The organism is Mesorhizobium sp. C416B (genome assembly GCF_030323165.1).
In the GTDB taxonomy this organism is placed as follows: domain Bacteria; phylum Pseudomonadota; class Alphaproteobacteria; order Rhizobiales; family Rhizobiaceae; genus Mesorhizobium.
In genome coordinates this window covers 5,967,138-5,993,434 of the sequence record NZ_CP100471.1, presented here as the reverse complement: position 1 = coordinate 5,993,434, position 26,297 = coordinate 5,967,138, and the positions used below count along the sequence as shown (strand labels likewise).

Sequence of the window (26,297 nt, the reverse complement as noted above, 5' to 3'; positions counted from 1 at the left end):
ACGGGACTGCCGTCATTTGCACCGCGCCACTTCGCCCATGACATTGCCGTCGTCGTCGGCGACCGTCAGCTTCTTGGCGTTCTTGGCGCTGCGCTTGATGGTGAATTTGGTCGGCTCCTGTCCCTCTTCGCCTTCCGCCTCGCATGTTGCCGTCACCACCAGCGACCCATCAGCCTGCGCTTGCTTCTCCGTGAAGGTGCAGGCGCTGGCGGCGGTGACCAATGCCTCGTCGGTCAAAAGCAGCATCCGATCGGCGGCGACTTCCTGGCCGTTGCGGTTGATGCAGCCATATTTGTCCCCATAGGGTTTCGTCAGGTCGATGCCTGCCGCAAGGGCCTGACCCGCAGCCAGAACGACTATCATCGCAACAGACGGCCCCAAACCGCGCGCGCTCATTCCCCCAGCTCCAACGTCACGAACACGGTTGCAACGGCCCCATTTCTTCAAGACCGGGAATGGTCACGAAGAACCCACCCTCGCCCTTGTTGGTGACTACAACGGTTTCAGCCGTCGTCCCCGCCTCGCCTTCGGCGGAACAGGTCGCATCAAGCGATTGCGTGCCCGGCGCCCACGTCAATTGCTGCGCGAACCGGCAGCCGCTGCCATAGGTCTCGATGCCTTCGGCGGTCAGCACGATATAATCGTCCCGGCCCTGAAAACCGGCCTTTGCAAAGACACAGCCGGCATCGTTGCCCCAGGAGCCGGCCAGCCTCTCGGCCCCTGTTGCCGGACCAGCGACCACCATCGCCACGACCAGTGAAATGAGCGCCCCCGGGCTCCGCAACGTCAAACGCCTGTCGCCGGAATGCCGGTGCGTTCCACCTTGCGCGGCGCGGTAATGTCCTTCCAGGTCGACAGAGCCCGGTTGACCGCCGCGTTCGGCTCGCGGGCGACGAATTCGCCATGGCCGGGCTTGGCCTTGACCTCCGCTTCCTCGACCGACAATTCGCCGCGCGAAAAGACGAAGCGCGGCAGGCCGGTCACCTCAAAACCTTCGAAGACGTTGTAGTCGATCACCGATTGCTGCTTCTTCGAGGTGATGGTCTTCTTGGCGCTGGGGTCCCACACCACGATGTCGGCGTCCGCGCCTTCGACGATGGCGCCCTTCCTAGGATACATGTTGAGGATCTTGGCGATGTTGGTCGAAGTCACCGCGACGAACTCGTTCATCGTCAGCCGCCCGGTGTTGACGCCCGTCGTCCACAGCACGGGCAAGCGGTCTTCGAGCCCGCCGGTGCCGTTCGGGATCTTGGTGAAATCGCCGAGGCCGTTGCGCTTCTGCTTGGTGGTGAAGGCGCAGTGGTCGGTCGCCACCACCTGCAGCGATCCCGCCTGCAGGCCGGCCCACAGCGAATCCTGGTGCAGCTTGTTGCGGAAGGGCGGGCTCATGACGCGGCGCGCCGCATGGTCCCAATCCTTGTCGAAATACTCGCTCTCGTCCAGCGTCAAATGCTGGATCAGCGGCTCGCCGAAAACCCGCATGCCCTTCTGGCGGGCGCGGCGGATCGCTTCGTGGCTCTGCTCGCAGGACACATGCACGACATAGAGCGGCACGCCGGCCATGTCGGCGATCATGATGGCGCGGTTGGTCGCCTCGCCTTCCACTTCCGGCGGCCGCGAATAGGCGTGTCCCTCGGGACCATTATTGCCGGCAGCGAGCAGCTTTTGCGACAGCGCCGCAACCACGTCGCCATTCTCGGCATGAACGAGCGGCAGCGCGCCGAGATCGGCGCAGCGCTGGAACGACGCGTACATCTCGTCGTCGTCCACCATCAGCGCGCCCTTGTAGGCCATGAAATGCTTGAACGAGGTAATGCCTCTGTCGACGACGGTGGCCATCTCGTCGAACACCTGCTTGCCCCACCAGGTGATCGCCATGTGGAAGGAGTAGTCGCAGGCAGCCTTCGAGGTCTTGTTGTCCCACATCTGCAACGCTTCCAGCAGCGATTGCTGCGGCGCCGGCAGGCAGAAATCGACCACCATCGTGGTGCCACCGGAAAGGGCCGCACGCGTCCCGGACTCGAAATCGTCGGCCGAATAGGTGCCCATGAAGGGCATTTCGAGATGGGTGTGCGGATCGATGCCGCCCGGCATGACGTAACAGCCGCTGGCGTCGAACTCATGGTCGCCATGCAGGTTCGAGCCAATGGCGACGATCTTGCCGTGCTGCATCAGCACATCGGCCTTCCAGGTGCGGTCGGCGGTGACGATGGTGCCGTTTCGGATGACTTTGGTCATTGTCGTGTTCCCTTGTTCTCTTCGCGCTTCTTGTGAGCGTCGTTTTGAATACAGATCTTAGTTCACGCCACGATCCCCGCTGTCTCTACCACCGCATGGAACAGCACGTCGGCGCCGGCGCCGGCCCATTCCTTGGTGATTTCCTCAGCCTCGTTGTGTGACAACCCGTCAACGCAGGGGCACATCACCATGGCGGTCGGCGCAACGCGGTTGATCCAGCAGGCGTCGTGGCCGGCGCCGGAGACGATGTTGCGGTGGGAATAGCCGAGCCGATCGGCGGCGTCGCGGATCGCCTTGACGCAGCCGGCATCGAAGGTGACCGGATCGAAAGCGCCGACCTGCTCGACCTTGTACTGGATGTCGAGCGCCTCACAGATTGTGTCGATGCCTTCGCGTATGCGCCCATCCATCGCGTCCAGCACTTCCTTCTCGGGCGAGCGGATGTCGATAGTGAAGACGGTGCGCCCGGCGATGATGTTGCGCGAGTTCGGAAACACCTCCATGTGGCCGACCGCGCCGACGGCGTCGGGCTGGTAGTCCATGGCGATCTCGTGCACCAGTTCGATGATCCGAGCCATGCCGAGCCCGGCATTACGGCGCTTGGGCATCGGGGTCGAGCCGGTATGCGCCTCCTTGCCGGTCAGCGTTACCTGCAGCCATTTCAGGCCCTGGCCGTGGGTAACGACGCCAATGTCGATGCCTTCGTCCTCGAGGATCGGCCCCTGCTCAATATGCAGTTCGAAGAAGGCGTGGATCTTGCGATCACCGACTTTCTCGGTGCCTTTCCAGCCGATGCGCTCCAGCTCCTCGCCAAATTTCCTGCCCTGTTTATCAGTGTGCTGATACACGTCCGCCTGATCGAGCACACCGGCGAACACGCCGGACGCCATCATCGCCGGGGCAAAGCGCGAGCCTTCCTCATTGGTCCAGTTGGTAACGACGATCGGATGCCTGGTCTGGATGCCGAGATCGTTAAGCGAGCGAATAATCTCCAGCCCGCCGAGCACGCCGAGCACGCCGTCATATTTGCCGCCGGTCGGCTGCGTGTCGAGATGGCTGCCGACATAAACCGGCGGCAGGCTGGGATCAGCGCCTTCCCGGCGGGCAAACATGGTGCCCATTTCGTCGAGCCCCATTTCGAGCCCGGCCGCCTCGCACCAGCGCTTGAACAGATGCCGTCCCTCGCCGTCCTCGTCGGTCACGGTCTGGCGATTGTTGCCGCCGGCAATACCGGGGCCGATCTTCGCCATCTCCATGATGGAATCCCACAAACGGTCTGAATTGATTCGCAGATTCTCGCCCGGGGCGGCCATTCAAAGTCCTCTCATTTCATATAACCAACCGGGCGGCGGTTCCCGCCGCCGCCCGACTGGCTGGATAGATTAGTCGATCGCCTTCAGCACTTCTCTGACATGGTCGATCAATTCGTTGATCTGGCCCTTGGTGATGATCAGTGGCGGCGACAGCGCGATGATGTCGCCGGTGGTGCGGATCAGCGCGCCGCGCTCGAACGCCTTGACGAAGGCCGAGAAGGCCCGCTTGGTCGGGCTGCCGGCGATCGGCGCCAGTTCGATCGCGCCGATCAGGCCGATATTCCTGATGTCTATGACATGCGGCTCGTCCTTCAGCGAATGCAGCGCATCTTCCCAGTAGGGCGCCAGTTCCTCGCCACGGGTGAGCAGGCCCTCTTCCTTGTAGGTGTCGAGCGTGCCGAGTGCCGCGGCGCACGCAATCGGATTGCCCGAATAGGTGTAGCCGTGGAAGAACTCGATCATGTGCTCGGGGCCGGTCATGAAGGCGTCGTGGATTTCCTTCTTCACGAACACCGCGCCCATCGGGATGACGCCGTTGGAGACGCCCTTGGCGGTGGTCATGATGTCGGGCGTGACGCCGAAATAATCCGCTGCGAACGGCGCGCCGAGACGGCCGAAACCGGTGATGACCTCGTCGAAGATCAGCAAAATGCCGTGCTTGGTGCAGATCTCGCGCAGTTTCTGCAGATAGCCCTTCGGCGGCAGGATGACGCCGGTGGAGCCGGCGACCGGTTCGACGATGACGGCGGCGATGGTCGAGGCGTCATGCAGGGCAACGATGCGCTCCAGCTCGTTGGCGAGTTCCGCGCCATATTCCGGCACGCCCTTGGAGAAGGCGTTCTTTTCCGGCAGATGCGTGTGCGGCATGTGGTCGACGCCGCCGAGCAGCGTGCCGAACATCTTGCGGTTGGTGACGATGCCGCCGACCGAGATGCCGCCGAAATTGACGCCGTGATACCCGCGTTCGCGGCCGATCAGGCGGGTGCGCGCGCCCTCGCCCTTCACACGGTGATAGGCGATCGCCATCTTCAGCGCCGTTTCGACCGATTCCGAACCGGAATTGGTGAAGAAGACATGGTCCATGCCCTTGGGCGCGAGATCGACCAGGCGGTTGGCCAGCTCGAACACGATGGGGTGGCCCATCTGGAAGGCCGGCGCATAGTCGAGTTCGGCCGCCTGGTGCTGGATCGCCTCGGTGATCTTGGGACGGCAATGGCCGGCATTGACGCACCAGAGGCCGGCGGTGCCATCGAGCACCTTGCGGCCGTCGCTGGTGGTGTAGTGCATGTCCTTGGCGGACACGAACATGCGTGGCGCCTGCTTGAACTGCCGGTTTGCCGTGAACGGCATCCAGAATGCGCTGAGATCGTTCGGCGTGACTTTCAGCCGGTTGGACATGACCAAGACTTCCCCTTGTAACCTGTTTCGGTGCGGCTAACGCTTGGTCTTTCCAAAGCTTGGTCTTTGCTGCGTTTTCATGCTACGCAAATTTTTGACCGATTGGACAAACGTTAGCACCGCCCTGTCGGCGGTCAAGGGATTACTAGCGGAAATGCGGCCTGCGAAGTGCGCTCCACGGGTAAGAGAAAAACTGGTCCAGAGAATTGGTCCAGATGACCCGCGCGACCAAGGCTCGGCCACATGACCGACGCCGTGGAAGGCTCCGCCCCTCGCCGCACCCGCATCCAGCAGGAAAAGCGCGAACTGATCCTGGAGGCAGCCCTCGAAGTCTTCTCCGCCAACGGCTTTCGCGGCTCGACCATCGACCAGATCGCCGAGGCCGCGGGGATGTCGAAGCCGAACCTGCTCTATTATTTCCGCCGCAAGGAAGACATTCACGAGACACTGATGGAGCGGCTGCTGGCGACCTGGCTGGCGCCGCTGCGCGAACTCGACGATATCGGCGATCCCCTGACCGAGCTCAGGAGCTACATCAGGCGCAAGCTCGAAATGGCGCGTGATTTTCCCAGGGAGAGCCGGCTGTTCGCCAACGAGATCCTGCAAGGCGCGCCACGCATCATGCCGCTGCTGGCGGGTGAACTGAAGACACTGGTCGACGAGAAGGCCAACGTCATCAAGGGCTGGATGCGCGCGGGAAAAATCGCCCGCACCGATCCCTGGCACCTGATCTTTTCGATCTGGGCGACGACGCAGCACTATGCCGATTTCGATGTCCAGGTCCGTGCCGTGCTCGGCGCCGATCGCGGCGGCGACGGCCGCTTCGAGGATGCGGCGCGGTTTCTGGAGCAGTTGTTCATTGATGGGCTGAAGCCGAAGGGCTGACCTTTGGGCGTCAGGCGCTGCGGCGCTCCGCCGGCATCGCCTCAAGCAAATTCTGCAGCTTCTCGATCGAATTCTGTTCGGCCAGCGGCGTGTAGACGATCAGCTTCATGTCCGAGCCGTCGTCGATCGACAGGCTCATATGCTCGAACGTCATGGCGCCGGCTCTCGGATGTCGGACATGTTTCACCCCCGACAATCGGCGTGCCACGTCGCGTTGCGGCCACCAGTCGCGAAACTCCGGACTTGAGCGCGTCATAAGCACGATCAGCCGCTCGAAATCCGCATCGCCCACATAGCGGGCGCTTTCCGCCCGGAACGAGGCCAGCACGGTGCGCGCCAATTGCTCCCAGTCAACCAGCAGGCGCCGGTGATGCGGATTGGTGAACACCATGTGGACGATGTTGCGGGCGTCGCCCTCTAGCAGGCCATAATCACCGAACACCGCTACCGCCGCCGGATTCCAGGCCAGCACATCCCAGCGCCGCCCGACGACATAGGCCGGCTGCATCACCAGGCTCTCCAGCATATGCATTAGCGGGCCATCGACCTTTTCCGGCGCAGCCACGCGGTTCTCCGGTTGCTGGCGGCCTGCCAGGATGAACAGATGCCGCCTTTCAACGGCGTCGAGGCGCAGCGCTTCGCTGAGCGCCGCTAGCACCTCCACCGAGGGTCTGACCTCGCGCCCCTGCTCTAGCCATGTGTACCAGGTGGTGCCGACGCCGGCGATCATCGCCACTTCCTCGCGACGCAAGCCTGGCGTGCGTCTCCGCAGGCCGGTCGCGATGCCGGTGGCGGACGGCGTCAATCTTTCGCGGCGCGAGCGCAGGAAGGCACCAAGCTCGCGCCGGCGGCTGTCTTCAGCGGAGTGCGTGATAGCATCCATGAGAGCTATTATAGCAGTATTGATACCAGGATAAAGTTTGAACTGTTTGGGCTGCGTCAGGCGCCCCATCTTCCATCCAGAGAGATGGAGGCTCTGAATATGGATCTGAAAGACAAGACAATCCTCATCACCGGTTCGACCGATGGCGTCGGCCGTGTCGTCGCGCAAAGGCTGGGCGCCGGCGGCGCGCGCGTGCTGGTGCATGGCCGTGACGCGGCTCGCGGCAAGGCAGCCGTCGCAGAAATCGAATCCGCCGGCGGCAAAGCCGAGTTCCTCGCCGCGGACCTCGCCTGGCTAGCCGAGGTCCGCCGCCTCGCCGAGGCCGTACGCGCAAAAACCGACCGGCTCGACATCCTCATCAACAATGCCGGCATCGGCACGGCCGGCGCCAAGCGACAGCTCAGCGCCGACGGCTTCGAACTGCGCTTTGCGGTCAACTATCTCGCCGGTTTCCTGCTGACCTCGGAACTGCTGCCGCTGCTCAAGGCGAGTTCGCCGGCGCGCATCATCAACGTCGCCTCGGCCGGCCAGCAGGCGATCGATTTCGGCGATGTCATGCTGACACGTTCCTATGACGGCGTGCGCGCCTATTGCCAGAGCAAGCTGGCGCAGATCCTGTTCACCATCGACCTGGCCGGAGAGTTGAAAGGCAGCGGCGTCACCGTGAACGCTCTGCATCCGGCGAGCTACATGAACACCACCATGGTCCGCCAGGCCGGCGTGACGCCATGGAGTTCGGTCGAGACCGGCGCCGACGCCATTCTCAACCTCGCGACATCGCCCGCCCTGGAGGGCCGCAGTGGCCTCTATTTCGATGGCCAAAAGGAATCCCGCGCCAACGCACAAGCCTATGACGCCAAGGCCAGACAGCAATTGCGAACCCTGAGCCTCGACCTCGTCGGCCAAGCCTCCGCAAAATCGAAGGAACAGCATTCATGACCGGCAAGATCGAACACACGGTCGTCATCGGCGGCTCATCCGGCATCGGCTTGGCAACGGCGCGAAAACTGCTGGGCCCAGGCATGAAGGTGACCATCACCGGACGAAACCAGGACAAGCTCACCAGCGCCTGGAAGAGCCTCGGCGGCGCCGCCGAAAAAGCTGCCTTCGATGCTTCGAAGCCGGACGAAGTCCGCCAGTTCTTTGGGGAACTCGGACCGTTCGATCACCTCGTGCTGGCTGCCAGCGGCGGCAAGGGACTTGGGCGGTTCGAAACCCTCGACCTCTCAGACATCGCCGGCGGCGTCGACGAGAAAGTCAGGCCGCAGCTGTCCTGTTTGCAGGCAGCCTTACCGACGCTCAACAGATCGGGATCGGTCACTTTCATCTCGGCGGTGTCGGCACAATTGTCGGCGCCCGGCGTGGCTGGCATTGCCGCCGTCAACGGCATGCTGCTGACGGTGGTGCCGATCCTGGCGGTCGAACTGAAGCCTCTGCGCGTCAACGTCGTGGCGCCCGGCGTCATCGACACGCCATGGTGGGATTTTCTGGCCGAAGACCAGCGGCAGGCGGTGTTCAGCGAATATGCCGGCAAAACCCCGGTGGGCAGGATCGGCCGCGCCGAAGACGTCGCCGGCGCAATCGCCTTTCTCGTCTCCAACGGCTTCATGACCGGCCAGGTGCTGACCTGCGACGGCGGTTTGCGCTTCGCGGCGTGACCTTACAGCGACTGCGCGATCAGCGTGAGAAAGCCTCCGGCCAGGGCGACGTTGCCGACGAAGCCGTTGATGCGCGAGGCCCGGTCCGGGCCCTGATGGTCCCAGAAATTGTGGAACATCGGCGTCGCGACAATGAGAAACAGCACCAGCACAGCACTGGCGATCGCGGTCCACGGGCCGGCCATCACCAGCGCGCCGGCAATGGTCTGCAGGACGATGCCGGCCCACAACGCCAATCTCGCCTGCGGCACGCCGCGCGCGGCCATCAGCCCGGTCAGGAACGCCTCGTTTTGAACATTGCGCAGTCCCGCGACAACGAAGGCGCCGCCAAGCAACAGGCGGCCGAGAAACAACAGGGTCGAAGGCAAATCGACAGGCATGAAATCTTCCCCGTACTTAAGCATGAAACAGGTGGAGCGCCGCCCTTTCCACGGCGCTCCATGACTAACCGGACGGTCAGGCTGCTTTGGCAACCGGCATCGGGTGAATGGCGTGGAACGGGATGCAGAGCCGGTTCCAGGTGTTGATCATGCCGATCGCGACCGACAGCTTGACCAGTTCCTCTTCCGAGAAGTGCTCTAGCGTGCGGGCATAGAGTTCGTCCGAAACGCCATTGTTGGCGATCAGGGTCGTTGCCTCGGTCCAAGCAAGCGCCGCGCGTTCGCGCTCGGAAAACAGCGGCGATTCCTTCCAGGCCGAAACCAGATAGAGCCGTGTCTCGGTTTCGCCATCGCGCCTCGCCTCGCGGCTATGCATCTCGACGCAGTAGGAGCAGCCATTGATCTGCGAGGCGCGGAGCTTGATCAAATGCAGCAGGCTCACTTCAAGCCCGCATTCGTCGACCGCCTTGTTGAGCGCCGACACGGCTTTCATGATCTCAGGCGCCTTGGCGAAGAATTGCAGTCTCTGTTTCATCGTCTTTCCTTTCACATCTGTTTGGCGGGGGATTAAATCTGTTTGGTCGAAGCGGGTTTCTGCGGCCGCTGATGGCGCGCGACAAAGGCACAGCTGGCGGCAAACGATCGCGGATCGCCTTCGGCCTTGTAGTCAGCCACGATGTCGGACAACCGGGTTTCCGCGAGGGCCGCGCGATAGGCACGCTCGGCTTTCAGCATCGCGGCATTGATGCCGCACGGCTTCACATAGGCCGAAGCATCGATCTTGACCGGGCCGCGCTGGCGGATCTCGCCGCAGCGGAAGGCCGGCTCGCGACCCTCGACCGCAAGCACGATATCGAGCAGCGTGATGCGCTCGGCCGGACGCGCCAGCCGGTAGCCGCCCGCCGGTCCCGGCACCGATTCCAGGATGCGCGCAGCCGTCAGCTGGTTCAGATGTTTCAGCAGATAGCTCGGCGACAGGCCGAAGGACTCTGCCAAAGCAGCACCCGGTATCGTGCTGTTGCCCTCCACGCTGGCCAGTGTGGCCGCGCAATGGATGGCCGCTTCTACACCCTCGCCCAGCTTCACGATGTTGCGCTCCTATTCATGGATATCTTTTATCCTAGATAAAATTTATCTGCAATAGGAAAATGAAAAACGGCGCTCGAAAGCGCCGCTTTTTTCTTCGACCCGTCCCCTACTCCGCAGCCACCTTGGCCATCGGGTTGTTCGGGTGTGTCGTCCAATTGGCATAGACCGGCGACACCGGCTTGCCGGTGCGCTGGTCCATCACGCCGGCGGCCAGCGGCTCCATGGTGATGCAGTTCTCGACCGGGCAGACATTGACGCACAGATTGCAGCCGACGCATTCGGCCTCGATCACCTCGAAATGCCTGACGCCGTCGACCATGTTGGTGATCGCCTGGTGCGAAGTGTCCTCGCAGGCGATGTGGCAGCGGCCGCATTTGATGCAGGCGTCCTGGTCGATATGCGCCTTGGCGATGTAATTGAGGTTGAGATACTGCCAGTCGGTGACGTTGGGCGTGGCGCGGCCGACGATGTCGTCGAGCGAGGCATGGCCCTTCTCGTCCATCCAGTTTTCAAGACCGGCGATCATCTCCTGCACGATCTTGAAGCCGTAGGTCATCGCCGCCGTGCACACCTGCACATTGCCGGCGCCGAGCGCCATGAACTCGGCAGCATCCCGCCAGGTGGTGATGCCGCCAATGCCGGAGATCGGCAGGCCGTGCGTTTCGGGATCGCGGGCGATCTCGGCCACCATGTTCATGGCGATCGGCTTCACCGCCGGGCCACAATAGCCGCCATGCGAGCCCTTGCCGTCGATGGTCGGCTGCGGCGCGAAACTGTCTAGGTCGACGCCGGTGATCGAGTTGATGGTGTTGATCAGCGACACCGCGTCGGTGCCGCCGGCGTGGGCGGCGCGCGCCGGCTTGCGCACATCGGTGATGTTGGGCGTCAGCTTGGTGATGACAGGCATGCGGGTGTTGGCTTTGCACCAGCGCACCACCATTTCGATATACTCCGGCACCTGGCCGACAGCCGCGCCCATGCCACGTTCCGACATGCCGTGCGGGCAGCCGAAATTGAGCTCGATGCCGTCGGCTTCGGTCTCCTCGACCACCGGCAGGATCGCCTTCCAGCTTTCCTCGACGCATGGCACCATCAGCGAGACGACGATGGCGCGGTCGGGCCAGTCCTTCTTGACCTGTTTGATCTCGCGCAGATTGACCTGCAAATCGCGGTCGGTGATCAGCTCGATATTGTTGAGGCCGAGCAGGCGCCGGTCGGCCCCCCAAATCGCGCCATAACGCGGGCCGTTGACGTTGACCACCGGCGGACCTTCTTCGCCCAGCGTCTTCCACACGACGCCGCCCCAGCCCGCCTTGAAGGCGCGGATGACATTGTAGGCCTTGTCGGTCGGCGGCGCCGAAGCCAGCCAGAACGGATTGGGCGATTTGATGCCGACGAAATTGTTGCGGATGTCTGCCATGGGTCTTTCTCCTCTGGCCGTGGCGGGCTTACCGCCACCTTAAAGCGTTGCCTATCGGATCATTCCTCGCATCGAAGAAAAACCGATGGCGGTTCACCTTCGACCGTTACCGTGATCTGGTCCGGATCGCCCTTGCGCGCTTCCAGCCCGACCATTTTTTCATCCATGCGCACGGTCTCGTCCCCGTTGAGATAGACGCTGGCGCATGAAATCCTTGTCTCAACATGATCGCCGCTTGGCGGCCCGGATGTCCATTGGCAGATCGTGTGCTCGCTGAAGCCGACACCGGATGCCTCGACGGACATCCGCTCTTCACCCTTCGCGTCACACCATTGCGTATAGAGCCAATAGTCCGGTGAAGCCGCCGGCATTGCCGCGGTGCCGATGACGGCAGCGAGGATCGGCGCGATCATCGCAGTGCCCGGTTGATCAAGCGGGTCGGCTTTACCGAGGCCAACCAGAACGGATTGGGCGATTTGATGCCGACGAAATTGTTGCGGATGTCGGTCATAACTCTCTCCGCTAGCTACAGATCACAACAAGAGTCATCTGAACTGCTACAGGCTCACTCGAATCGTTTCGGACGACGACCTGCCACACATGGTCGCTAAACGGATAACTTGCCGATACAACCAACGCAGTAGGGTTGGCCGGCGGGATATCAAGCGCGTAACCTCCAGAGATGAGCTCCTCGTTCCCGCACCCAAGCATAGGAGAGAACGCCTCCCCTGCGCGAACGTCCGGTTGATCAAAATATCTGGTCACACGATGAGCCGCCGAGGCGTTGGCAGAAAACAGCAACAGGCTCGTGCTTAAAGCTCCAACGAACTTGACGACGTTAGGCATTCCAGCTTCCTCCAGCCAGTGCCCGGTTGATGCTCTCCGCCGCGTCGCGGCCTTGCGCGACGGCCGAGACCGTCAAATCGTCGCCGCCGAAGATGCAGTCGCCGCCGGCCCAGACATTGGCGAGCGAGGTGCGGCCTTCCGCATCGACCTTGATGCGGCCGGCTTCAAGATCGATCGAGGCGCCGCTTCCATTAAGCGCGGCCGGCACAAAGCTCTGGCCGATGGCCTTGAACACCTGGTCGGCGGTAAGCGTCAGCGTCTCGCCCGTGCCGGCAAGCCTGTCCCCGTTCATAGCGGTGTATTCGAGCTCGATGCCCGACACTTTGCCAGCCTCGGCGATGACCCGCTTCGGCTGCAGCCAGTGGCGGATGGTGACGCCGTTGGCCGCGGCCAGATCCTGCTCGAACTCGGAGGCGTTCATGTGCTCCTGGCCGCGCCGGTAGCAGATCGTCACCTCCTCGGCGCCGAGCAGCTTCGACTGCACCGCGGCATCGATCGCCGTCATGCCGCCGCCGATGACGACGACGCGCCGGCCGACCGGCAGGCTCGCGAGATCGCTGGCCTGGCGTAGCCCGGCGATGAACTCGACCGCATTGACAACGCCATCGGCGTCCTCGCCATCCGCGCGCAACGCATTCACGCCGCCTAGCCCCATGCCGAGGAAGACGGCATCGTAATTCAGGATCAGGTCCGACAGCTGGTAGTCGCGGCCGAGCGCCTTGCCGTTATGGATATCGATGCCGCCGATCCCCATGACATAGTCGACCTCGGCCTGGGCGAAATTGTCGATGCTCTTGTAGGCGGCGATGCCGTATTCGTTGAGGCCGCCGGCCTTCGGGCGGGCTTCCAGTATGGTCACCTCGTGGCCATGGCGGGCGAGCCGGTGCGCCGCGGCTAGGCCGGCCGGACCGGCGCCGACCACGGCGACCGACTTGCCGGTCGATTCAGCGCGCGAATAAAACTGCTTGTGCTCGGCCATGGCGACATCGGTGGCGTAGCGCTGCAGGCGGCCGATCTGCACCGGCTTGCCTTCCGCCACCTCGCGCACGCAGACCTCTTCGCACAGCGTCTCGGTCGGGCAGACGCGGGCGCACATGCCACCCAGTATGTTCTGGTCGAAAATCGTCTTGGCCGAACCGATCGGGTTGCCGGTCGATATCTGGCGGATGAACAGCGGAATGTCGATCGAGGTCGGGCATGCATTCATGCACGGCGCGTCGTAGCAGAAATAGCAGCGATCGGATTCGACCAGCGCTTCGTGGTGATCGAGCGGCGGATGCAGATCGGAAAAATTCTCGGCGTACTGGTCGGCGGCAAGCCGGCCGCCGGCAATGCCGTCCTTGAACTGGCCTTCTGGCATCGTCAGTTCCCCTGTTTTCGTTTTTGGAAGGCTAGCACGTTTTATTTTTTTATCAATTGGTCAATTTTCGACCCAAGCCGCTGAAAAGATTAGCTGATAATATGATTTAGTTGCTCATGTTATGAGTGACGGTTGCGTCCTCAAAGAGGGGAGCGCGACAAGCTCCAAGTCGCGGCAAGCTGTTCCAGGCCAGCGCGAAATGATAGGGCGCTTGAGCACGATGCGCGGCTTTCATTCAACGGAGAAGGCGATGACCGATGATAGGGAGACGGCTCACCGGTGGGAGCCCGTGGGAGATTTACCTCTGGCTGCCTGTCAGGTGTGGCGTCTAAAATCCGACAATAACTTTGAGCTGACCGTCGAAGGCGACTTCGGGACATCGGAACGAACTCTCAAGATCGATTTTCAAGGGGTAGTAGCCCTGGCTGCCCATGATGACATGCTGGGACTGACCAAAATCCGTGCGGACACCTCGATCCCATTGATTGGATCTGGCAGGCAAGCCTCCTACAGGTGGCCGATCCTGCGAGTGGAGAACTCGCATTGGTTGCGATCGACACTTGGCCCGACAGTAGACTGTACGCATTTTCTGCTGCTCAGTCTCGAATGCACGGTTGAGGTCATTGCTCGTGAAGCCACTCCTTCTTGGATCTGATCACCCGAGGAGCGAAACGCCTTGAAACCGCATACGCTCCGGCACAGGCCAAGATTGGTGGCTGTTCGCTACGAAGGTGCCAGCTGTAGGCTGGCATCTGAGGGGCCGCCATGAATCGACCTGATCTCGTCGGCAACCAGTTGCTGCAGCCGCCACAGATTGCGGTCGCGGATGCCGAATTCCTCGAGGTGGCTGACGGTGTTGTAGAGATATTCCGCACCCGAGCCGACATGGCCGCAGGCCCGCGCCAACACCCGCGCCACCCGATCTAGCGGCTGCCCAAGCGAGGTTCCCCTGCCCGTCACCCCGACCCAGAAGCCGAGCGCCCGTATCCGGCCCTGCTCCGTGCGCACGGGAACCCACCGGACCGAGCTGACACTCTCATGGTCGTCGATCTCGCGCCGCAACAATCTTTCGATCTGCTGCGGCTTGTCGCCGTCGGGCAGGCGGTAGATGACGCCGTCGCATCGGCCGCCGCGTTCGAGCGCCATCATCAGCCCCGGCTGCGCGACGCTGCCGCGCCAGCGCACCATGTCGAGGCAGAAGGAGCGATGCCAGCCAAACGCAGTGGCGCGCTGGCGTTCGACGGGCTCGAAAGCCGGCTTCCAGATCAGCGAGCCATAGGCGAACACCCATAACGGCCCCGCATCGGCTTCGTCGGAGAGCCGTAAGGCAAGCGTGCGAAAATCCTCATCGTTCAGCTGCGTCCAACTGCAGTCGGGTCCGGGATCGACCTCTTCGCGATGACACAGTGACACAAGCTCAGGCGTGAGCGACATAAGGCGCATGAAACGACTACCCCTCGTTTGCCCAAGGAAAGTCGAAAACCGCCGCACGTGCAAGGCGTCGGTGGGGCGAAGTGCGGAACGATGTGTCAACGCAGCCGTTGAATTTTCTCCGGTTCGCTGTCGGATTCGCGTCGCTGAAAACGTCCTTTGATGGATCGGACGACGATCTATGCATAGGTGAGGAGACCGAGAATGCCGAGATCCCCAATGCCCTTCTTCTGGTACGAGTTGATGACCAGCGACCTCGATGCGGCGCAAGCGTTCTACACCAGCGTGGTCGGCTGGCGGGCCGAGCCCTTCGACAAGGCGCCCGGCATGCCGCGCTATATCGTGGTGAACTCCGCCGAGCGTGGCGTCGGCGGGCTGATGACCCTGCCCGAGGAAGCAGCCAGGACGGGTCTGAAGCCGGCCTGGTTCGGCTATATCCACACCAGCGATACCGATGCCTCGACCGAGGCACTGAAAGCCGCCGGCGGGGCTGTTCACCGCGAACCCGACGACATTCCCGGCGTCGGCCGCTTCTCCGTCGTCGCCGACCCGCAAGGCGCCGCCTTCATGTTCCTGCAGCCCAGTGGGCCCGACCAGCCCGTCCTTCCGGCAACGACGCCGGGCCATGTCGGCTGGCACGAGCTTTATGCGGCCGACCGCCAGAAGGCCTTCGATTTCTACTCAAGCCAGTTCGGCTGGACCGATGCCGGTAGCATGGACGTCGGCGAGATGGGCATCTATCAGACCTTCTCGGCCGGCCCTGAATCCGGCGGCGGCATCATGAACAAGCCGCAACAGCTGCCGGTACCGGTCTGGCTGTTCTACTTCAATGTCGATGCCATCGACGCAGCCGCCAAACGCGTCACCGACAATGGCGGCAAGATCGTCATGGGTCCGATGCCGGTGCCGACCGGCCAATGGATTGCCCAGTTCACCGATCCGCAAGGCGCCTATTTCGCGCTGATCGCGCCGGGCCGCTGATCCCCTCCGGTACTCGCCTGCACGGAACTGCTCTCATCGCACTGCCGGTGCGATGAGAGGCGCGTCCGGGCGCGGTCACTCCGGCGCCAGCACCGCGACCTTGAGGTTCTCTTTCCTGGCGCCGCTGAGCTGGATCGTGGCTGCGCCAGGCGTCAGCTTGAAGCGCACGCTCTTGCGGATGCCGGGGCAGGTCTTCACGCCGGTGAAACCCGCTGATTTCACGGCTTGGCCATCCTGAATGACGTCGACCCAGGCCTCGTCGGACAGGCTGATCTGGAGCTCTCCTTCCGGTGGCACCGCCACGTTTGCCGTCGCGCCGAACGTGCCGGCTGCCGGCGCGCGTTGCGGTGAGACCGTGAAGCTGACCGCATCGACCGGCTCCAGCGCCATATCCGCGGCTTCGCCGAAAGCAAGAGAGGCACCGGACTGCGCGGCGGGCGCAGCCGGAAACAGTTCCTGCTCGCGTGTCACCGGCCATTTGAAGGCATCGCAGCCAGCATCAGCGGTCATGGCGAAACTGGTGCTTGCGAGAATTGCGAACAGGCTGACGGCGACTTTTTTCATGGCTAGGAACCCGTTTGGTTTGGAGTGTCTACACGCAGGCATACAACTTAAACGAGCTGTATGCAACCATAACGAGAACAAATTTTGAAGTCCAGACTGGAAGTGATTTCCAATCACCGATTGTTGATGACAGGCCACGCGAAGTGAATGGTCCAGCGCCGGGTGATAATTTATGGCCGGGCCGCAGGGTTGGAAAAATGGAGTTTAGATGAAGCTTTTTGACGGTCTCGCCAGATTTCAGCCGCAGGCACTCGGCGTCCTGCGCATCATGACGGCCCTGCAGTTCCTCGAGCATGGCTCGCAGAAACTGTTCAATTTTCCGGTCAGCGCCGAGCCTCACGCTCTTAGCGGCCTGACGGCGACGGCAGGCATCCTGGAGTTCGCCGGTGGCATCCTGCTGGCGCTCGGTCTGTTCACCCGCCCGGTCGCGTTCCTTCTGGCCGGCGAGATGGCCATCGCCTATTTCATGGCGCACTACCCGCGCGACTTCTTCCCGGTCAACAACAGCGGCGACGCGGCAATCTCCTTCTGCTTCATCTTCCTCTATCTGGTGTTTGCCGGCGCCGGCGCCTTCGCGCTCGACAACCGCCGCAGCACCTGACGCGCCTGATGCATGTCGCCCAAAAGTGCGCAGCGGTTTTGGGATAACGACTTGCACAAAACAAGACTCTGAAGCGCCTCGGCGAAGCCGAAGCGCTTCAGGCGCGCATTCGCTCGAAGTTCGCGTCAAAGAGCGGCGCTGCCTGAACGCGCGCCGCGTGGCGCTTGCCCAAAAGTTCGATCTCGAAGCCGTCGCTCTTGTCTGCGATCTCCTTCGGCACATAGCCGATGGCGACGGATTTTTTCGAGTGATGCGCATAGCCGCCTGAGGTCACCCAACCGCGCACCGCGCCACCGTACCAGATCGGCTCGTCGCCGATGACATCGGCATCGTCGGCATCGAGGATAAATGTGCGCAGCCTGAGCTTGCCGCCCTGCTTGCGCTCGGCAAGAGCGCCGGTTTTACCGATGAAATCGGCATCCTTGCCATAGGCGACGAAACGGTCGAGCCCGGCCTCCAGCGGCCCGTAGATCGGCCGGTATTCGCGCGCCCATGAGCCGTAGTTTTTCTCCAGCCGCAGCGCATTGAGCGCGCGCGAGCCGAACAGGCCGAGGCCGAATTCCGCGCCTGCCGCCATCAACGCCTGGAAGGCAGCGCGCTGATATTCCGGCGCCACCCAGATCTCGTAGCCGAGATCGCCGGTGTAGCTGACGCGGCCGACCAGGCACGGCGCCATGCCGATGTCCATTTTCGCGACGGCCATGAAGGGGAATGCTGTGTTGGCGACATCCGCGCGGCTGACCTTTGCCAGCACCTCCCTCGCCTTGGGTCCGGCGATCGCCAGACCGGTCAGTTTCTGCCCCAGCGCCTCCATGCGCACTGAGCTATCCGCAGGTAAATGCGCCTCGAACCAGCGCATATGATACTGCTCGGCGATACCGGAGCCGGCGATGAACCACTCGGTCCCGTTGGAATTGGGGGCACCGATATTGGCCAGCGTGAAATCGCCGATGAGCTTGCCGTCATCCTTCAGCATCGGCGCCAACGTCATGCGGCCTGGCTTGGGCAACTTGCAGGCAAAGATCCGGTCGAGCCAAGCGGCCGCCCCTTCTCCCGTCACCTTGTATTTGGCGAAGTTCGAAATCTCCGCCAGGCCGACGCTTTCACGAACCGTCGCGACCTCATTGGCGACATGGGAAAAATCGCTGGAACGCCGCCACGAGAATTCGTCCCTGACACCCTCGGGCGCATACCACAGCGGCACTTCCAGCCCATAGGACACACCCCATTGCGCACCCTTGGCCGACAGCAAATCGTAGATCGGCGTCGTCTTCAGCTGCCGCCCGGCGGGCAGCTCCTCATTGGGAAAGCGAATCGAGAAGCGGCGCGAATAATTCTCGCGCACCTTGGCGTTGGTGTAGGCCATCGTCGCCCAGTCGCCATAGCGCGCCACATCCATGGCCCAGATGTCGGCGCCGGGATCGCCCTCGATCATCCAGTTGGACAGCGCCAGACCGACGCCGCCGCCTTGTGAAAAGCCCGCCATGACCCCGCAGGCGACCCAGAAGCCCGGAAGGCCGCGCACCGGCCCGACCAGCGGATTGCCGTCCGGCGCGAAGGTGAAGGGGCCGTTGATGATCTGCTTGATGCCGGTCCTCTCGAAGGCCGGGAAATGCCGGAAGCCGACTTCGAGCGACGGCGCGATGCGGTCGATATCCGGCTCCAGCAGTTCATGGCCGAAATTCCACGGTGTCTGGAATTCGGACCAGACCTTGTTGGCCTTCTCATACGTGCCCATCAGCATGCCGCCGCGCTCCTGGCGCAGGTACAGCTCACCGTCGAAATCGACGGCATGGATGATTTCCGTCCCGGTCTTGGCGTTCCACGCCGCCACCTCGGGCATATCCTCGGTGATCAGGTACATGTGCTCCATTGCCAGCACCGGCAGCTCCAGCCCGACCATGCGGCCGACCTCGCGCGCCCATAACCCGCCGGCATTGACAACATGCTCGGCCACCACTTCGCCCTTGTTGGTGATGACGCGCCACATGCCGTCGGGCCGGCGCACAATGTCCTCGACCTTGGTGAAGCGCTCGACCTCGGCGCCCAGTTTCCGCGCGGCCTTGGCATAGGCATGCGTCACGCCGGAGGGATCGAGATGGCCGTCCTCCTTGTTGCGGACGGCGCCGACGAATTGTTTCGGGTCGAGCAGCGGCATCAGCTCGGCCGCTTCATTGGCCGATATTTCCTCAAGGTCGATGCCGAGGTAACGCCCCTTGGCGACGACGCCGCGCAGCCAGTCGAGCCGCGCCTCGGTCGCCGCCAGAAGTACGCCGCCGGTCAGATGCACGCCGGTCGCCTGTCCCGACAGCTCCTCGATCTCCTTGTAGAGCGAGATCGTGTATTTCTGCAGCTTGGCGACGTTGGGGTCGCCATTGATCGTGTGCATGCCGCCGGCCGCATGCCAGGTCGAGCCGGAGGTCAGCTCGTCGCGCTCCAAAAGCACGACATCGGTCCAGCCATGACGCGCCAGATGGAACAGCACGGAGCACCCGACGACGCCACCGCCAATGACCACGACCTTTGCATGCGATTTCATGAGTTTTGCTCTATTATCAATGAGTTGAGGAGATAAGGTGAATCAGAAAGGCAGCGCCGCGCGCCGACGCTGAAAAAGTCACGGCTCGCCCTGCCCGATCGCTTCCTTGCGCCTGGCCACATACTCCTCCAGCGCCTCGCGCACGGCGATATCCATCACCGGCTCGACATAGTCTTCCAGCGCCTTCTTCCACAGCCGGGTCGCGCGCGCCGTCGTGTCGAGGCCGCCGGCCTCCTGCCATGCCTCGTAATTCTGCCAGTTGGACAGCATCGGCTGGTAGAAGGCGGTGGCATAGCGTTCCAGCGTGTGCGGTTCGCCGAAGAAATGGCCGCCGGTCGGCACCGCGCCCAGCGCCTCGACAGCAAGCTCCGCCTCATCGACGACGATCGGGCGCAGGAATTCCATCATGTGCTGGATCATCTCGACATCGATGATGAGCTTTTCGAACGATGCCGTCAGCCCGCCTTCCTGCCAGCCGGCGGCATGATAGACGAGGTTGCCGTGGCCAAGCACAGCGCCCCACAGCGCCATCAGCGTCTCGTAGGCGCCTTGCGCGTCCGCCGCATTCGATGCCGACCCCGGCGTCGTGCGGTAGGGCAGAGAATAGCGCCGCGCCAATTGCCCCGAGGCGATGTTGGCCTTGGTGTTCTCCGGCGTTCCGAAGGCCGGCGCGCCCGACTTCATGTCGACGTTGGAGGTGAAGGCGCCGTACATCACCGGCGCGCCGGGGCGCACCAGTTGCGTCAGCACCACGCCGAACAGCGCCTCGGCATTCTGCTGCGCCAGGGCGCCGGCGAGCGTCACCGGGCTCATCGCGCCCATCAGCGTGAACGGCGTCACCGCCACCGACTGGCCGAACTCAGCCATGGTCATCAGCCCTTCGGCCATCATCTCGTCGAAACGCCGCGGCGAGTTGACCGAGATGATGGTGGCAATGCCGGGATCATCGCGCATCTCGTCCAGCGTCAGCCCGCGCGCGATTGCCATCATCTCGATGCCGTCCAGCGCCCGGCCTCGTCCGATCGCCGAGACATGGAACGATTTGTCGGTCAGCGTCAGATTGGTGAAATAGGTATCCATGTGCCTGGTGTTGGCCGGCAGTTCCACCGGCGCGCAGACCTGGTTACCGAGCATGTGGATGCAGTTGAAATGCTGCGCCAGCCGGGTCAGATCGGCATAGTCGTGCAAGTTTCCGGCGCGCCGGCCGCGCTCCATGTCGTGCACATTGGGCGGCCCGGCGACGAGGGTGAAATTGATCGTGTTGCCGCCGAGATGAATGGTGTTGGCGCGATTGCGCGGCGTCAGCCGATAGCTGGACTGCGTGGTCTTCAGCGCCTCGGCGACAAGGCCCCGGTCGATGCGGACGTTCGCCGTTGCATGGTCGACCTTTGCGCCCGCCTTCTCGAACAGCGCCAGCGCCCGCTGAGACATCACCTCGATGCCGAAATTTTCCAGAATATGCATCGACGCCTGGTGGATCGTTTCGACCTGGTCGACTGAGAGCATCGCCATCGGCGGATAGGGATTGGTCACCCGCCGCAGTGGAAGTTGCGGGATGGCGGCAGGCCCCCGGTTGCTGGTTCGCTCCGCGCCGCGCTTTCGTCTTGGTTCATTCATGCCTGGCATCAGAGCGCCGGCATCCGGATATCGCTGTCAGAAATCCGCCCTTCGCGGGCGTGATTTTAGCCAAGGCGGCATTTTTGAATTCGTATGGAGACAGAGGCGACGCAAAAGGTCGGAATAATGATACAGGTCCCACTCAGCGGAGCCGGGCCGGCAAGCCGTTAAGAAACGCCGCAAGATTCCCTTTATGATTTCGGCCTATCCGTCTTCCATGCGTAGTTCGAATTTGAGTAAAATTGTAGCGGTTGGCGTGCTGCTGGCTTTGCCGGCCTGCGCGACGCCGCCCAACCATATCAACAATGTCTGCGCCGTCTTCGACCAGAACGACGGCTGGTTCGACAACTGGCAGTCGGCCGCCGAGCGCGCCTCGCAGAAATACGGCGTCCCCGTCCCCGTGCTGATGGCGACGGTGCGCAAGGAATCCGGTTTCAAGAGCAATGCCAGGCCGCCGCGTACCAAACTGCTCGGCTTCATTCCGTGGAAACATGTCTCGTCAGCCACCGGTTTCTCGCAGGCGCTCGACGGCACCTGGTCGCAATATCAGAGCGAAACCGGCAGCTGGGCGGCGAGGCGGACCAAGTTTGCCGATGCCGTCGATTTCGTCGGCTGGTATCATTCCAAGACATCAGACACGTTCGGCGTCGCCCGCAACGACACCTACAATCTCTACCTCGCCTACTATCTCGGCTGGACCGCCTACGGCCGTGGCAACCGTGGTGACGCCGGCGTGCAGGGCTATGCCAGGGCGACCGAAAAGATGGCCCGCGACTATGCCGAACAGCTGCAGCAATGCGGCAGCTGACGTTGCCAAGCGGTCTTGCAGCCACGCAGTTTGCGATCGAAGCGGAACTCAGCCATTCATTCGCTTGGGATCAGGTGGAGGATCGACCTCCCTCCCTTTACCGCTGCCGTCGACAGCTTTCGGTCAAACGTCGCCAATTGGCCGTCACGCGCCTTGGCGAGTCCCAACAGATAGCTATCCGTTACCTGTGCCGGGGTGAGGATCCTGGCTGCATCGATGTCGTTGGAACCGACAAGGCTGATCTCGTCAGGCCAGAACTGATGTCCTGAAAGGGCATGCAGCTTGCCGACAATCTGCGCCACCATGGCGGGCGAACCCGGAGAATTGGGGTATTTCGGGTTGCTTACAATCCTGATGACGCCATTCTCGGTAATGGGACATGTTGCCCATGATAAATGCCCGGTGGATTGGAACCACCGATGGGCATCTTCATGCGCGACGTGAGCCGGATCGATCAACGCAATCAACACATTGACGTCGAGCAGGAAGGTCACGGCAATTCGTCGCGAAGCGCATTGACCATTTCGAGATCGACCATCGGGCCGTCGGGCCGCGATGCAAGCAAGGGGATGCCGTTGCGTTCACCGCCGGTCGGGGGCCTGCGCAGTGAGCGGCGAGCCAGATCGGAAATGACGTCGCCAACGCTGCGGTCCTGCTGTCGCGCCATGGCCTTGGCCGCAAGTAGGACATCGTCATCGATTGCAAGTGTGGTTCTCACAACATGCTCCCTACCGCGCATCAAACATCACGCATCACATAAAGCAATGGACAGCAATATTCAAGCGAACGTAGCTGTCGTTCCTTGAGCTATGGCGACGCTGCGGCAACGCGCCGCCGAGCGGCATTGCCTCTATGGCTGGTCAGCTCGGCTTCTTGCCATGCGGGCGCTTCGGCGGTTCGCCGGCGAAACCGGGGCCGATCCCATCCGGTGCGTCTTCCGGCACGCCCTCATGCGCTGCGTGTTCCCTGTCGAACTTGATCACCGGCTCCATCGTCGCCAGCACATCGTCCGACAGCCAGCACAGGCTCATATGGCCATCGCCGAGATGCTTCACCGGCGGCACCTTGGTCTCGCACAGATTGTCCGGCACCAGCCTCTTGTAGCCGCAGCGCGTCTGGAACGGGCAGCCGCTCGGCGGGTTCATCGCCGACGGGATATCGCCTTCGAGCACGATGTGCCGTTTGACCACGCTGGTGTCGGCGATCGGGATCGCCGACAGAAGCGCCTCGGTGTAGGGGTGGTAGGGCGGCGCGAAGATCTGGTCGGTCGTACCCTGCTCGACGATGTAGCCGAGATACATGACGACGACCCGGTCGGCGATGTAGCGCACGACGGACAGATCGTGACTGATGAACAGCATCGTCGTCTTGTTCTTGCGCTGGATGTCCATCAGCAGCTCGGTCACCGCCGCCTGCACCGAGACGTCGAGTGCCGACACCGGCTCGTCGGCCACCACCACCTTGGCATCGCCGGCAAAGGCACGCGCCACGCCGATGCGCTGCTTCTGGCCGCCTGAGAGCTGACGCGGCTTGCGCGTCTCGAAGGCCCGCGGCAGCTTCACCAGGTCAAGCAGCTCCAGCATGCGCTTGCGCCGCTCGGCGACATTGTTGCCGACTTTGAATTTTTCCAGCGTGCGGATGATCTGCGAACCGACGGAGTGGCTGGGATTGAGCGTATCGAACGGGTTCTGGAACACCATCTGGATCGATGACACCGTTTCGACGCTGCGCTTCTCGATGCCGGTCGACTGGATCTCCTTGTTGCCCAGCGTCACTGTGCCGGCACTTGCCGTCTCCAGCCCGAGCAGGACCTTGGCCAGCGTCGACTTTCCGCAGCCGGACTCGCCGACGATGGCGACGGTCTCGGATTCGCGGGCCATAAACGAGATCGTCTCATTGGCCTTGACGACGCGGCCTTCGCTGGAGCCGAACACTTCGCTGCCGCCGACCTTGTAGTATTTTCTCAAATCCTCGATCTTGAGCACCGGCGCGCCGGGCACAACCTTCTCATTGACCTTCTTGGCGCCGGGAGGCAGCGCTTCCCAGTCGATCTCGTTGAAGCGCACGCAGCGCGAGAAATGCCCTTCGTGACCGGCGACCTCGATCATCGGGATTTCGGCGGCATTGCAGACGCCCTCAACGAAATGGTGGCAGCGCGGGCCGAAATTGCAGCCCTTGGGCCGCTCATGCGGCAGCGGCAACTGGCCGGGGATAGAGATCAGCGGCCGCGAATTCTTGTCGGCGCCCGGCAGCGGAATCGAACGGAACAGCCCTTGCGTATAAGGATGGCGCATCCGGTCGAAGACGTCCTTGATCTTGCCGGTCTCGACCGCTTCGCCCGAGTACATCACCGTGATGCGGTCGCAGGTCTCGAGGATGAGGCCCAGATTGTGCGACACGAAGATCATCGACGTGCCGAACTTCTCGCCGAGCCCCTTGACCAGTTCGACGATGCCGGCCTCCACCGTCACGTCGAGCGCGGTCGTCGGCTCGTCGAGCAGAAGCAGCGCGGGCTTCGACAGCAGCGCCATGGCAATGACGATGCGCTGCTGCTGGCCACCGGACAGCTGGTGCGGATAGGAACGCATCATCCGTTCGGGATCGGGCAATCTCACCGAGCGCACCATTTCGAGCGCCCTTTTGTAAGCCTCTTCCTTCGACACCTTGTCGTGGATCAGCGGCACTTCCATCAATTGCTGGCCGACCTTCATCGCCGGATTGAGGCTCGCCATCGGCTCCTGGTAGATCATGGCGATCTTGTTGCCGCGGATGGAGCGCAACTCCTCGTCGGACAGCTCGCCCATGTCCTTGCCCTGGAACTTGATCTTGCCGCCAACGATCTTTCCGATGTTGGAGAGGTCGCGCATGATGCCGAGCGACACGGTCGACTTGCCGCAGCCGGACTCGCCGACGATGCCCATGGCTTCGCCCGGCATCACCGTGCAGGAAAAGTCCATGACGGCAGGGATCTCACCCTTGCGGGTGAAGAAGGAGATCGACAGGTTCTCGATCTCGATGATCGGCGCAGCGCTTGGCCCAAGGGTCGGGTTGCCGGGATTTCGAACTGCCTCATTCATGGGTCGCTCCAATCCTATTTTCATGCTCGCGGCGCCGAAACCCGCAGATCAGTCTTTCATCGATTGTTCGCGCAGCGAGTCGGCAAGCAGGTTCAAGCCCAGCACGAACGACATCAGCGCGATTGTCGGCGGCAGCGCCGGGTGGATGAAGGAGCGCAGCAGGCGGCTGGCGTCCTTGATCGCGGTGCCCCAATCCGGACTCTCCGGCGCCAGGCCCAGCCCGAAATAGCCGAGCGTGCCGAGCAGGATCGTGGTGTAGCCGATGCGCAGGCAGGCATCGACGATCAGCGGTCCGCGCGCATTGGGCAGGATCTCCCACAGCATGATGTACCAGGGCGATTCACCGCGCGTCTGCGCCGCCGCCACATAGTCGCGCGTCTTGATGTCCATCACCAGGCCGCGCACGATGCGGAATACGCCGGGGCTGGAGGCGAACACCACCGCCACGAAGATGTTGAGCTGGTTGGGATCGATGTGGATGATCTTGAACGGATCGGCGTCGAACACCAGGCCGGCATAGACCCAGCCGCCGATGATCAGCGTCAGCCCGAGCAATATATAGAGGCGGTCCGGCCGGTTCTTGTAGCGGGTCCAGAACAGCACCGAAAAGAAGATGATCGGGAACAGGAAGAACAGCCCGGCCATGGCGTAGGGGATCGGCGTATCCATGATGCCCGGCGTCACCAGCAGGTAAAACAGCAGGATCACCGGGAAGGCCAGCACCAGATTGGCTAGGAACGACAGCACGGTGTCGATCCGGCCGCCATAGTAACCGGCGGGCAGACCGAGCGTGATGCCGACCATCAGCGCGAAACCGGTCGCCGCCGGCGCGATGATCAGCACGATCTGGCTGCCATAGACCATGCGCGAAAAGACGTCGCGGGCGAGCTTGTCGCCGCCGAAATAGTAGATGAGTTTCGATACCGGCTCGAGCGCGCCCGGCAGCGCATCCTTCATGATCGGGACCTGGGCGAGCGGATCGAAGGGCGCGACGGTCGACGCGAAGATTGCCGTGAACAGCCAGAACAGGCAGATGCCGACACCGACTATGCCGACGCCGCTATCGAACAACTGGCCGTAGAGGCCGAGCCTTTTCTTGTAGGTGAAGCTCACCCCCATCACCAGGGCAAGCCCTAACCAGACCGGCCAGAAACGCCCAATCACGCCGAGCACGACATTGAAGGCACCGATATATTCGACCTGCATCTG

At 62.6% G+C, this 26,297-nt stretch carries 28 protein-coding genes; 7 read left to right on the top strand and 21 right to left on the bottom strand.

The features are described 5' to 3' along the window. Window positions 1–12: 12 nt before the first annotated feature. From NLY43_RS29025 to aptA, 5 genes are all read right to left on the bottom strand, one after another. On the bottom strand, window positions 13–396 hold the full coding sequence (locus tag NLY43_RS29025) for a hypothetical protein (RefSeq protein ID WP_027050643.1): 384 nt from the start codon (window positions 394–396) through the stop codon (window positions 13–15). Between the two features lie 16 nt (window positions 397–412). After that, the gene (locus NLY43_RS29020; protein WP_023668216.1) at window positions 413–790 is read right to left on the bottom strand and encodes a hypothetical protein; all 378 of its coding nucleotides are present in this window, start codon (window positions 788–790) and stop codon (window positions 413–415) included. Then, window positions 787–2,238, bottom strand: a complete 1,452-nt coding sequence (hydA, locus tag NLY43_RS29015; protein ID WP_023712057.1) for a dihydropyrimidinase — start codon at window positions 2,236–2,238, stop codon at window positions 787–789. The genes NLY43_RS29020 and hydA overlap by 4 nt, the downstream gene beginning before the upstream one ends. A 62-nt stretch (window positions 2,239–2,300) precedes the next feature. After that, window positions 2,301–3,551, bottom strand: a complete 1,251-nt coding sequence (locus tag NLY43_RS29010; RefSeq protein WP_023712058.1) for a Zn-dependent hydrolase — start codon at window positions 3,549–3,551, stop codon at window positions 2,301–2,303. Window positions 3,552–3,620: 69 nt separating this feature from the next. Beyond that, window positions 3,621–4,949 carry an omega-aminotransferase AptA gene (aptA, locus tag NLY43_RS29005; protein WP_023712059.1) on the bottom strand — a complete coding sequence of 443 codons (1,329 nt, stop codon included), beginning with the start codon at window positions 4,947–4,949 and terminating at the stop codon, window positions 3,621–3,623. A gap of 243 nt (window positions 4,950–5,192) precedes the next feature. Here aptA and NLY43_RS29000 point away from each other — a divergent pair, with 243 nt between their 5' ends. Then, window positions 5,193–5,834, top strand: coding sequence for a TetR family transcriptional regulator C-terminal domain-containing protein (locus NLY43_RS29000; protein WP_023712060.1), 642 nt, complete (start codon window positions 5,193–5,195; stop codon window positions 5,832–5,834). Window positions 5,835–5,844: 10 nt separating this feature from the next. Here NLY43_RS29000 and NLY43_RS28995 read toward each other — a convergent pair whose 3' ends face one another. Continuing rightward, complete coding sequence (locus tag NLY43_RS28995) at window positions 5,845–6,717, bottom strand: helix-turn-helix transcriptional regulator (RefSeq protein ID WP_023712061.1); 873 nt, start codon at window positions 6,715–6,717, stop codon at window positions 5,845–5,847. Window positions 6,718–6,816: 99 nt separating this feature from the next. On the opposite strand from NLY43_RS28995, the gene NLY43_RS28990 reads away from it, so the two are divergent. Together NLY43_RS28990 and NLY43_RS28985 are read left to right on the top strand one after the other, a co-directional pair. Then, entirely contained in the window at window positions 6,817–7,656 is an 840-nt protein-coding gene (locus NLY43_RS28990; RefSeq protein WP_023712062.1) for an SDR family oxidoreductase, read from the top strand. Then, window positions 7,653–8,375, top strand: coding sequence for an SDR family oxidoreductase (locus NLY43_RS28985; RefSeq protein WP_023712063.1), 723 nt, complete (start codon window positions 7,653–7,655; stop codon window positions 8,373–8,375). The genes NLY43_RS28990 and NLY43_RS28985 overlap by 4 nt, the downstream gene beginning before the upstream one ends. Before the next feature lie 2 nt (window positions 8,376–8,377). Here the strand turns inward: NLY43_RS28985 and NLY43_RS28980 are convergent, their stop codons facing one another. From NLY43_RS28980 to NLY43_RS28955, 7 genes are all read right to left on the bottom strand, one after another. Beyond that, window positions 8,378–8,755, bottom strand: a complete 378-nt coding sequence (locus NLY43_RS28980) for a DoxX family protein (RefSeq protein ID WP_023712064.1) — start codon at window positions 8,753–8,755, stop codon at window positions 8,378–8,380. A 76-nt stretch (window positions 8,756–8,831) separates the two neighbouring features. Beyond that, window positions 8,832–9,290: a carboxymuconolactone decarboxylase family protein gene (locus tag NLY43_RS28975; RefSeq protein WP_023712065.1), complete on the bottom strand. Its 459-nt coding sequence runs from the start codon at window positions 9,288–9,290 to the stop codon at window positions 8,832–8,834. A gap of 32 nt (window positions 9,291–9,322) precedes the next feature. Further along, window positions 9,323–9,841, bottom strand: coding sequence for an RrF2 family transcriptional regulator (locus NLY43_RS28970; RefSeq protein WP_023668205.1), 519 nt, complete (start codon window positions 9,839–9,841; stop codon window positions 9,323–9,325). A gap of 109 nt (window positions 9,842–9,950) precedes the next feature. Beyond that, entirely contained in the window at window positions 9,951–11,264 is a 1,314-nt protein-coding gene (gene preA / locus NLY43_RS28965) for an NAD-dependent dihydropyrimidine dehydrogenase subunit PreA (protein WP_023712066.1), read from the bottom strand. Between the two features lie 59 nt (window positions 11,265–11,323). Continuing rightward, complete coding sequence (locus NLY43_RS28960) at window positions 11,324–11,677, bottom strand: hypothetical protein (protein ID WP_023668203.1); 354 nt, start codon at window positions 11,675–11,677, stop codon at window positions 11,324–11,326. A gap of 109 nt (window positions 11,678–11,786) precedes the next feature. After that, window positions 11,787–12,110, bottom strand: coding sequence for a hypothetical protein (locus NLY43_RS32845; protein WP_023712067.1), 324 nt, complete (start codon window positions 12,108–12,110; stop codon window positions 11,787–11,789). Continuing rightward, entirely contained in the window at window positions 12,103–13,470 is a 1,368-nt protein-coding gene (locus NLY43_RS28955) for an NAD(P)-dependent oxidoreductase (RefSeq protein WP_023712068.1), read from the bottom strand. The genes NLY43_RS32845 and NLY43_RS28955 overlap by 8 nt, the downstream gene beginning before the upstream one ends. Before the next feature lie 211 nt (window positions 13,471–13,681). Here NLY43_RS28955 and NLY43_RS28950 point away from each other — a divergent pair, with 211 nt between their 5' ends. Continuing rightward, window positions 13,682–14,125 carry a hypothetical protein gene (locus NLY43_RS28950; RefSeq protein ID WP_156935548.1) on the top strand — a complete coding sequence of 148 codons (444 nt, stop codon included), beginning with the start codon at window positions 13,682–13,684 and terminating at the stop codon, window positions 14,123–14,125. Between the two features lie 68 nt (window positions 14,126–14,193). On the opposite strand, the gene NLY43_RS28945 is transcribed toward NLY43_RS28950, so the two are convergent. Beyond that, window positions 14,194–14,913, bottom strand: coding sequence for a gamma-glutamylcyclotransferase (locus tag NLY43_RS28945; RefSeq protein ID WP_023668199.1), 720 nt, complete (start codon window positions 14,911–14,913; stop codon window positions 14,194–14,196). A gap of 192 nt (window positions 14,914–15,105) precedes the next feature. On the opposite strand from NLY43_RS28945, the gene NLY43_RS28940 reads away from it, so the two are divergent. After that, the gene (locus tag NLY43_RS28940; protein WP_023823190.1) at window positions 15,106–15,882 is read left to right on the top strand and encodes a VOC family protein; all 777 of its coding nucleotides are present in this window, start codon (window positions 15,106–15,108) and stop codon (window positions 15,880–15,882) included. Window positions 15,883–15,957: 75 nt separating this feature from the next. Here NLY43_RS28940 and NLY43_RS28935 read toward each other — a convergent pair whose 3' ends face one another. After that, window positions 15,958–16,446 (bottom strand): hypothetical protein, encoded by a 489-nt coding sequence (locus NLY43_RS28935; RefSeq protein WP_023705593.1) that lies wholly within the window; start codon window positions 16,444–16,446, stop codon window positions 15,958–15,960. Between the two features lie 208 nt (window positions 16,447–16,654). Here NLY43_RS28935 and NLY43_RS28930 point away from each other — a divergent pair, with 208 nt between their 5' ends. After that, window positions 16,655–17,047, top strand: coding sequence for a DoxX family protein (locus tag NLY43_RS28930; protein ID WP_023707718.1), 393 nt, complete (start codon window positions 16,655–16,657; stop codon window positions 17,045–17,047). 97 nt (window positions 17,048–17,144) lie between these two features. Here the strand turns inward: NLY43_RS28930 and NLY43_RS28925 are convergent, their stop codons facing one another. After that, on the bottom strand, window positions 17,145–19,586 hold the full coding sequence (locus NLY43_RS28925) for a GcvT family protein (protein WP_023712071.1): 2,442 nt from the start codon (window positions 19,584–19,586) through the stop codon (window positions 17,145–17,147). A gap of 78 nt (window positions 19,587–19,664) precedes the next feature. Further along, window positions 19,665–21,203 (bottom strand): trimethylamine methyltransferase family protein, encoded by a 1,539-nt coding sequence (locus tag NLY43_RS28920; RefSeq protein WP_031199489.1) that lies wholly within the window; start codon window positions 21,201–21,203, stop codon window positions 19,665–19,667. 217 nt (window positions 21,204–21,420) lie between these two features. On the opposite strand from NLY43_RS28920, the gene NLY43_RS28915 reads away from it, so the two are divergent. Further along, window positions 21,421–22,011: a transglycosylase SLT domain-containing protein gene (locus NLY43_RS28915; protein ID WP_023682203.1), complete on the top strand. Its 591-nt coding sequence runs from the start codon at window positions 21,421–21,423 to the stop codon at window positions 22,009–22,011. A gap of 56 nt (window positions 22,012–22,067) precedes the next feature. Here NLY43_RS28915 and NLY43_RS28910 read toward each other — a convergent pair whose 3' ends face one another. The 4 genes from NLY43_RS28910 to NLY43_RS28895 all read right to left on the bottom strand — a co-directional run bounded on the left by NLY43_RS28910 (window position 22,068) and on the right by NLY43_RS28895 (window position 26,294). Continuing rightward, window positions 22,068–22,505 carry a TA system VapC family ribonuclease toxin gene (locus NLY43_RS28910; RefSeq protein ID WP_023699649.1) on the bottom strand — a complete coding sequence of 146 codons (438 nt, stop codon included), beginning with the start codon at window positions 22,503–22,505 and terminating at the stop codon, window positions 22,068–22,070. Continuing rightward, complete coding sequence (locus NLY43_RS28905) at window positions 22,502–22,729, bottom strand: hypothetical protein (protein ID WP_023668191.1); 228 nt, start codon at window positions 22,727–22,729, stop codon at window positions 22,502–22,504. The genes NLY43_RS28910 and NLY43_RS28905 overlap by 4 nt, the downstream gene beginning before the upstream one ends. 142 nt (window positions 22,730–22,871) lie before the next feature. After that, window positions 22,872–25,088 carry a dipeptide ABC transporter ATP-binding protein gene (locus NLY43_RS28900; protein WP_023668190.1) on the bottom strand — a complete coding sequence of 739 codons (2,217 nt, stop codon included), beginning with the start codon at window positions 25,086–25,088 and terminating at the stop codon, window positions 22,872–22,874. Between the two features lie 48 nt (window positions 25,089–25,136). Next, window positions 25,137–26,294: an ABC transporter permease gene (locus NLY43_RS28895; RefSeq protein ID WP_023690814.1), complete on the bottom strand. Its 1,158-nt coding sequence runs from the start codon at window positions 26,292–26,294 to the stop codon at window positions 25,137–25,139. Window positions 26,295–26,297 lie beyond the last annotated feature (3 nt).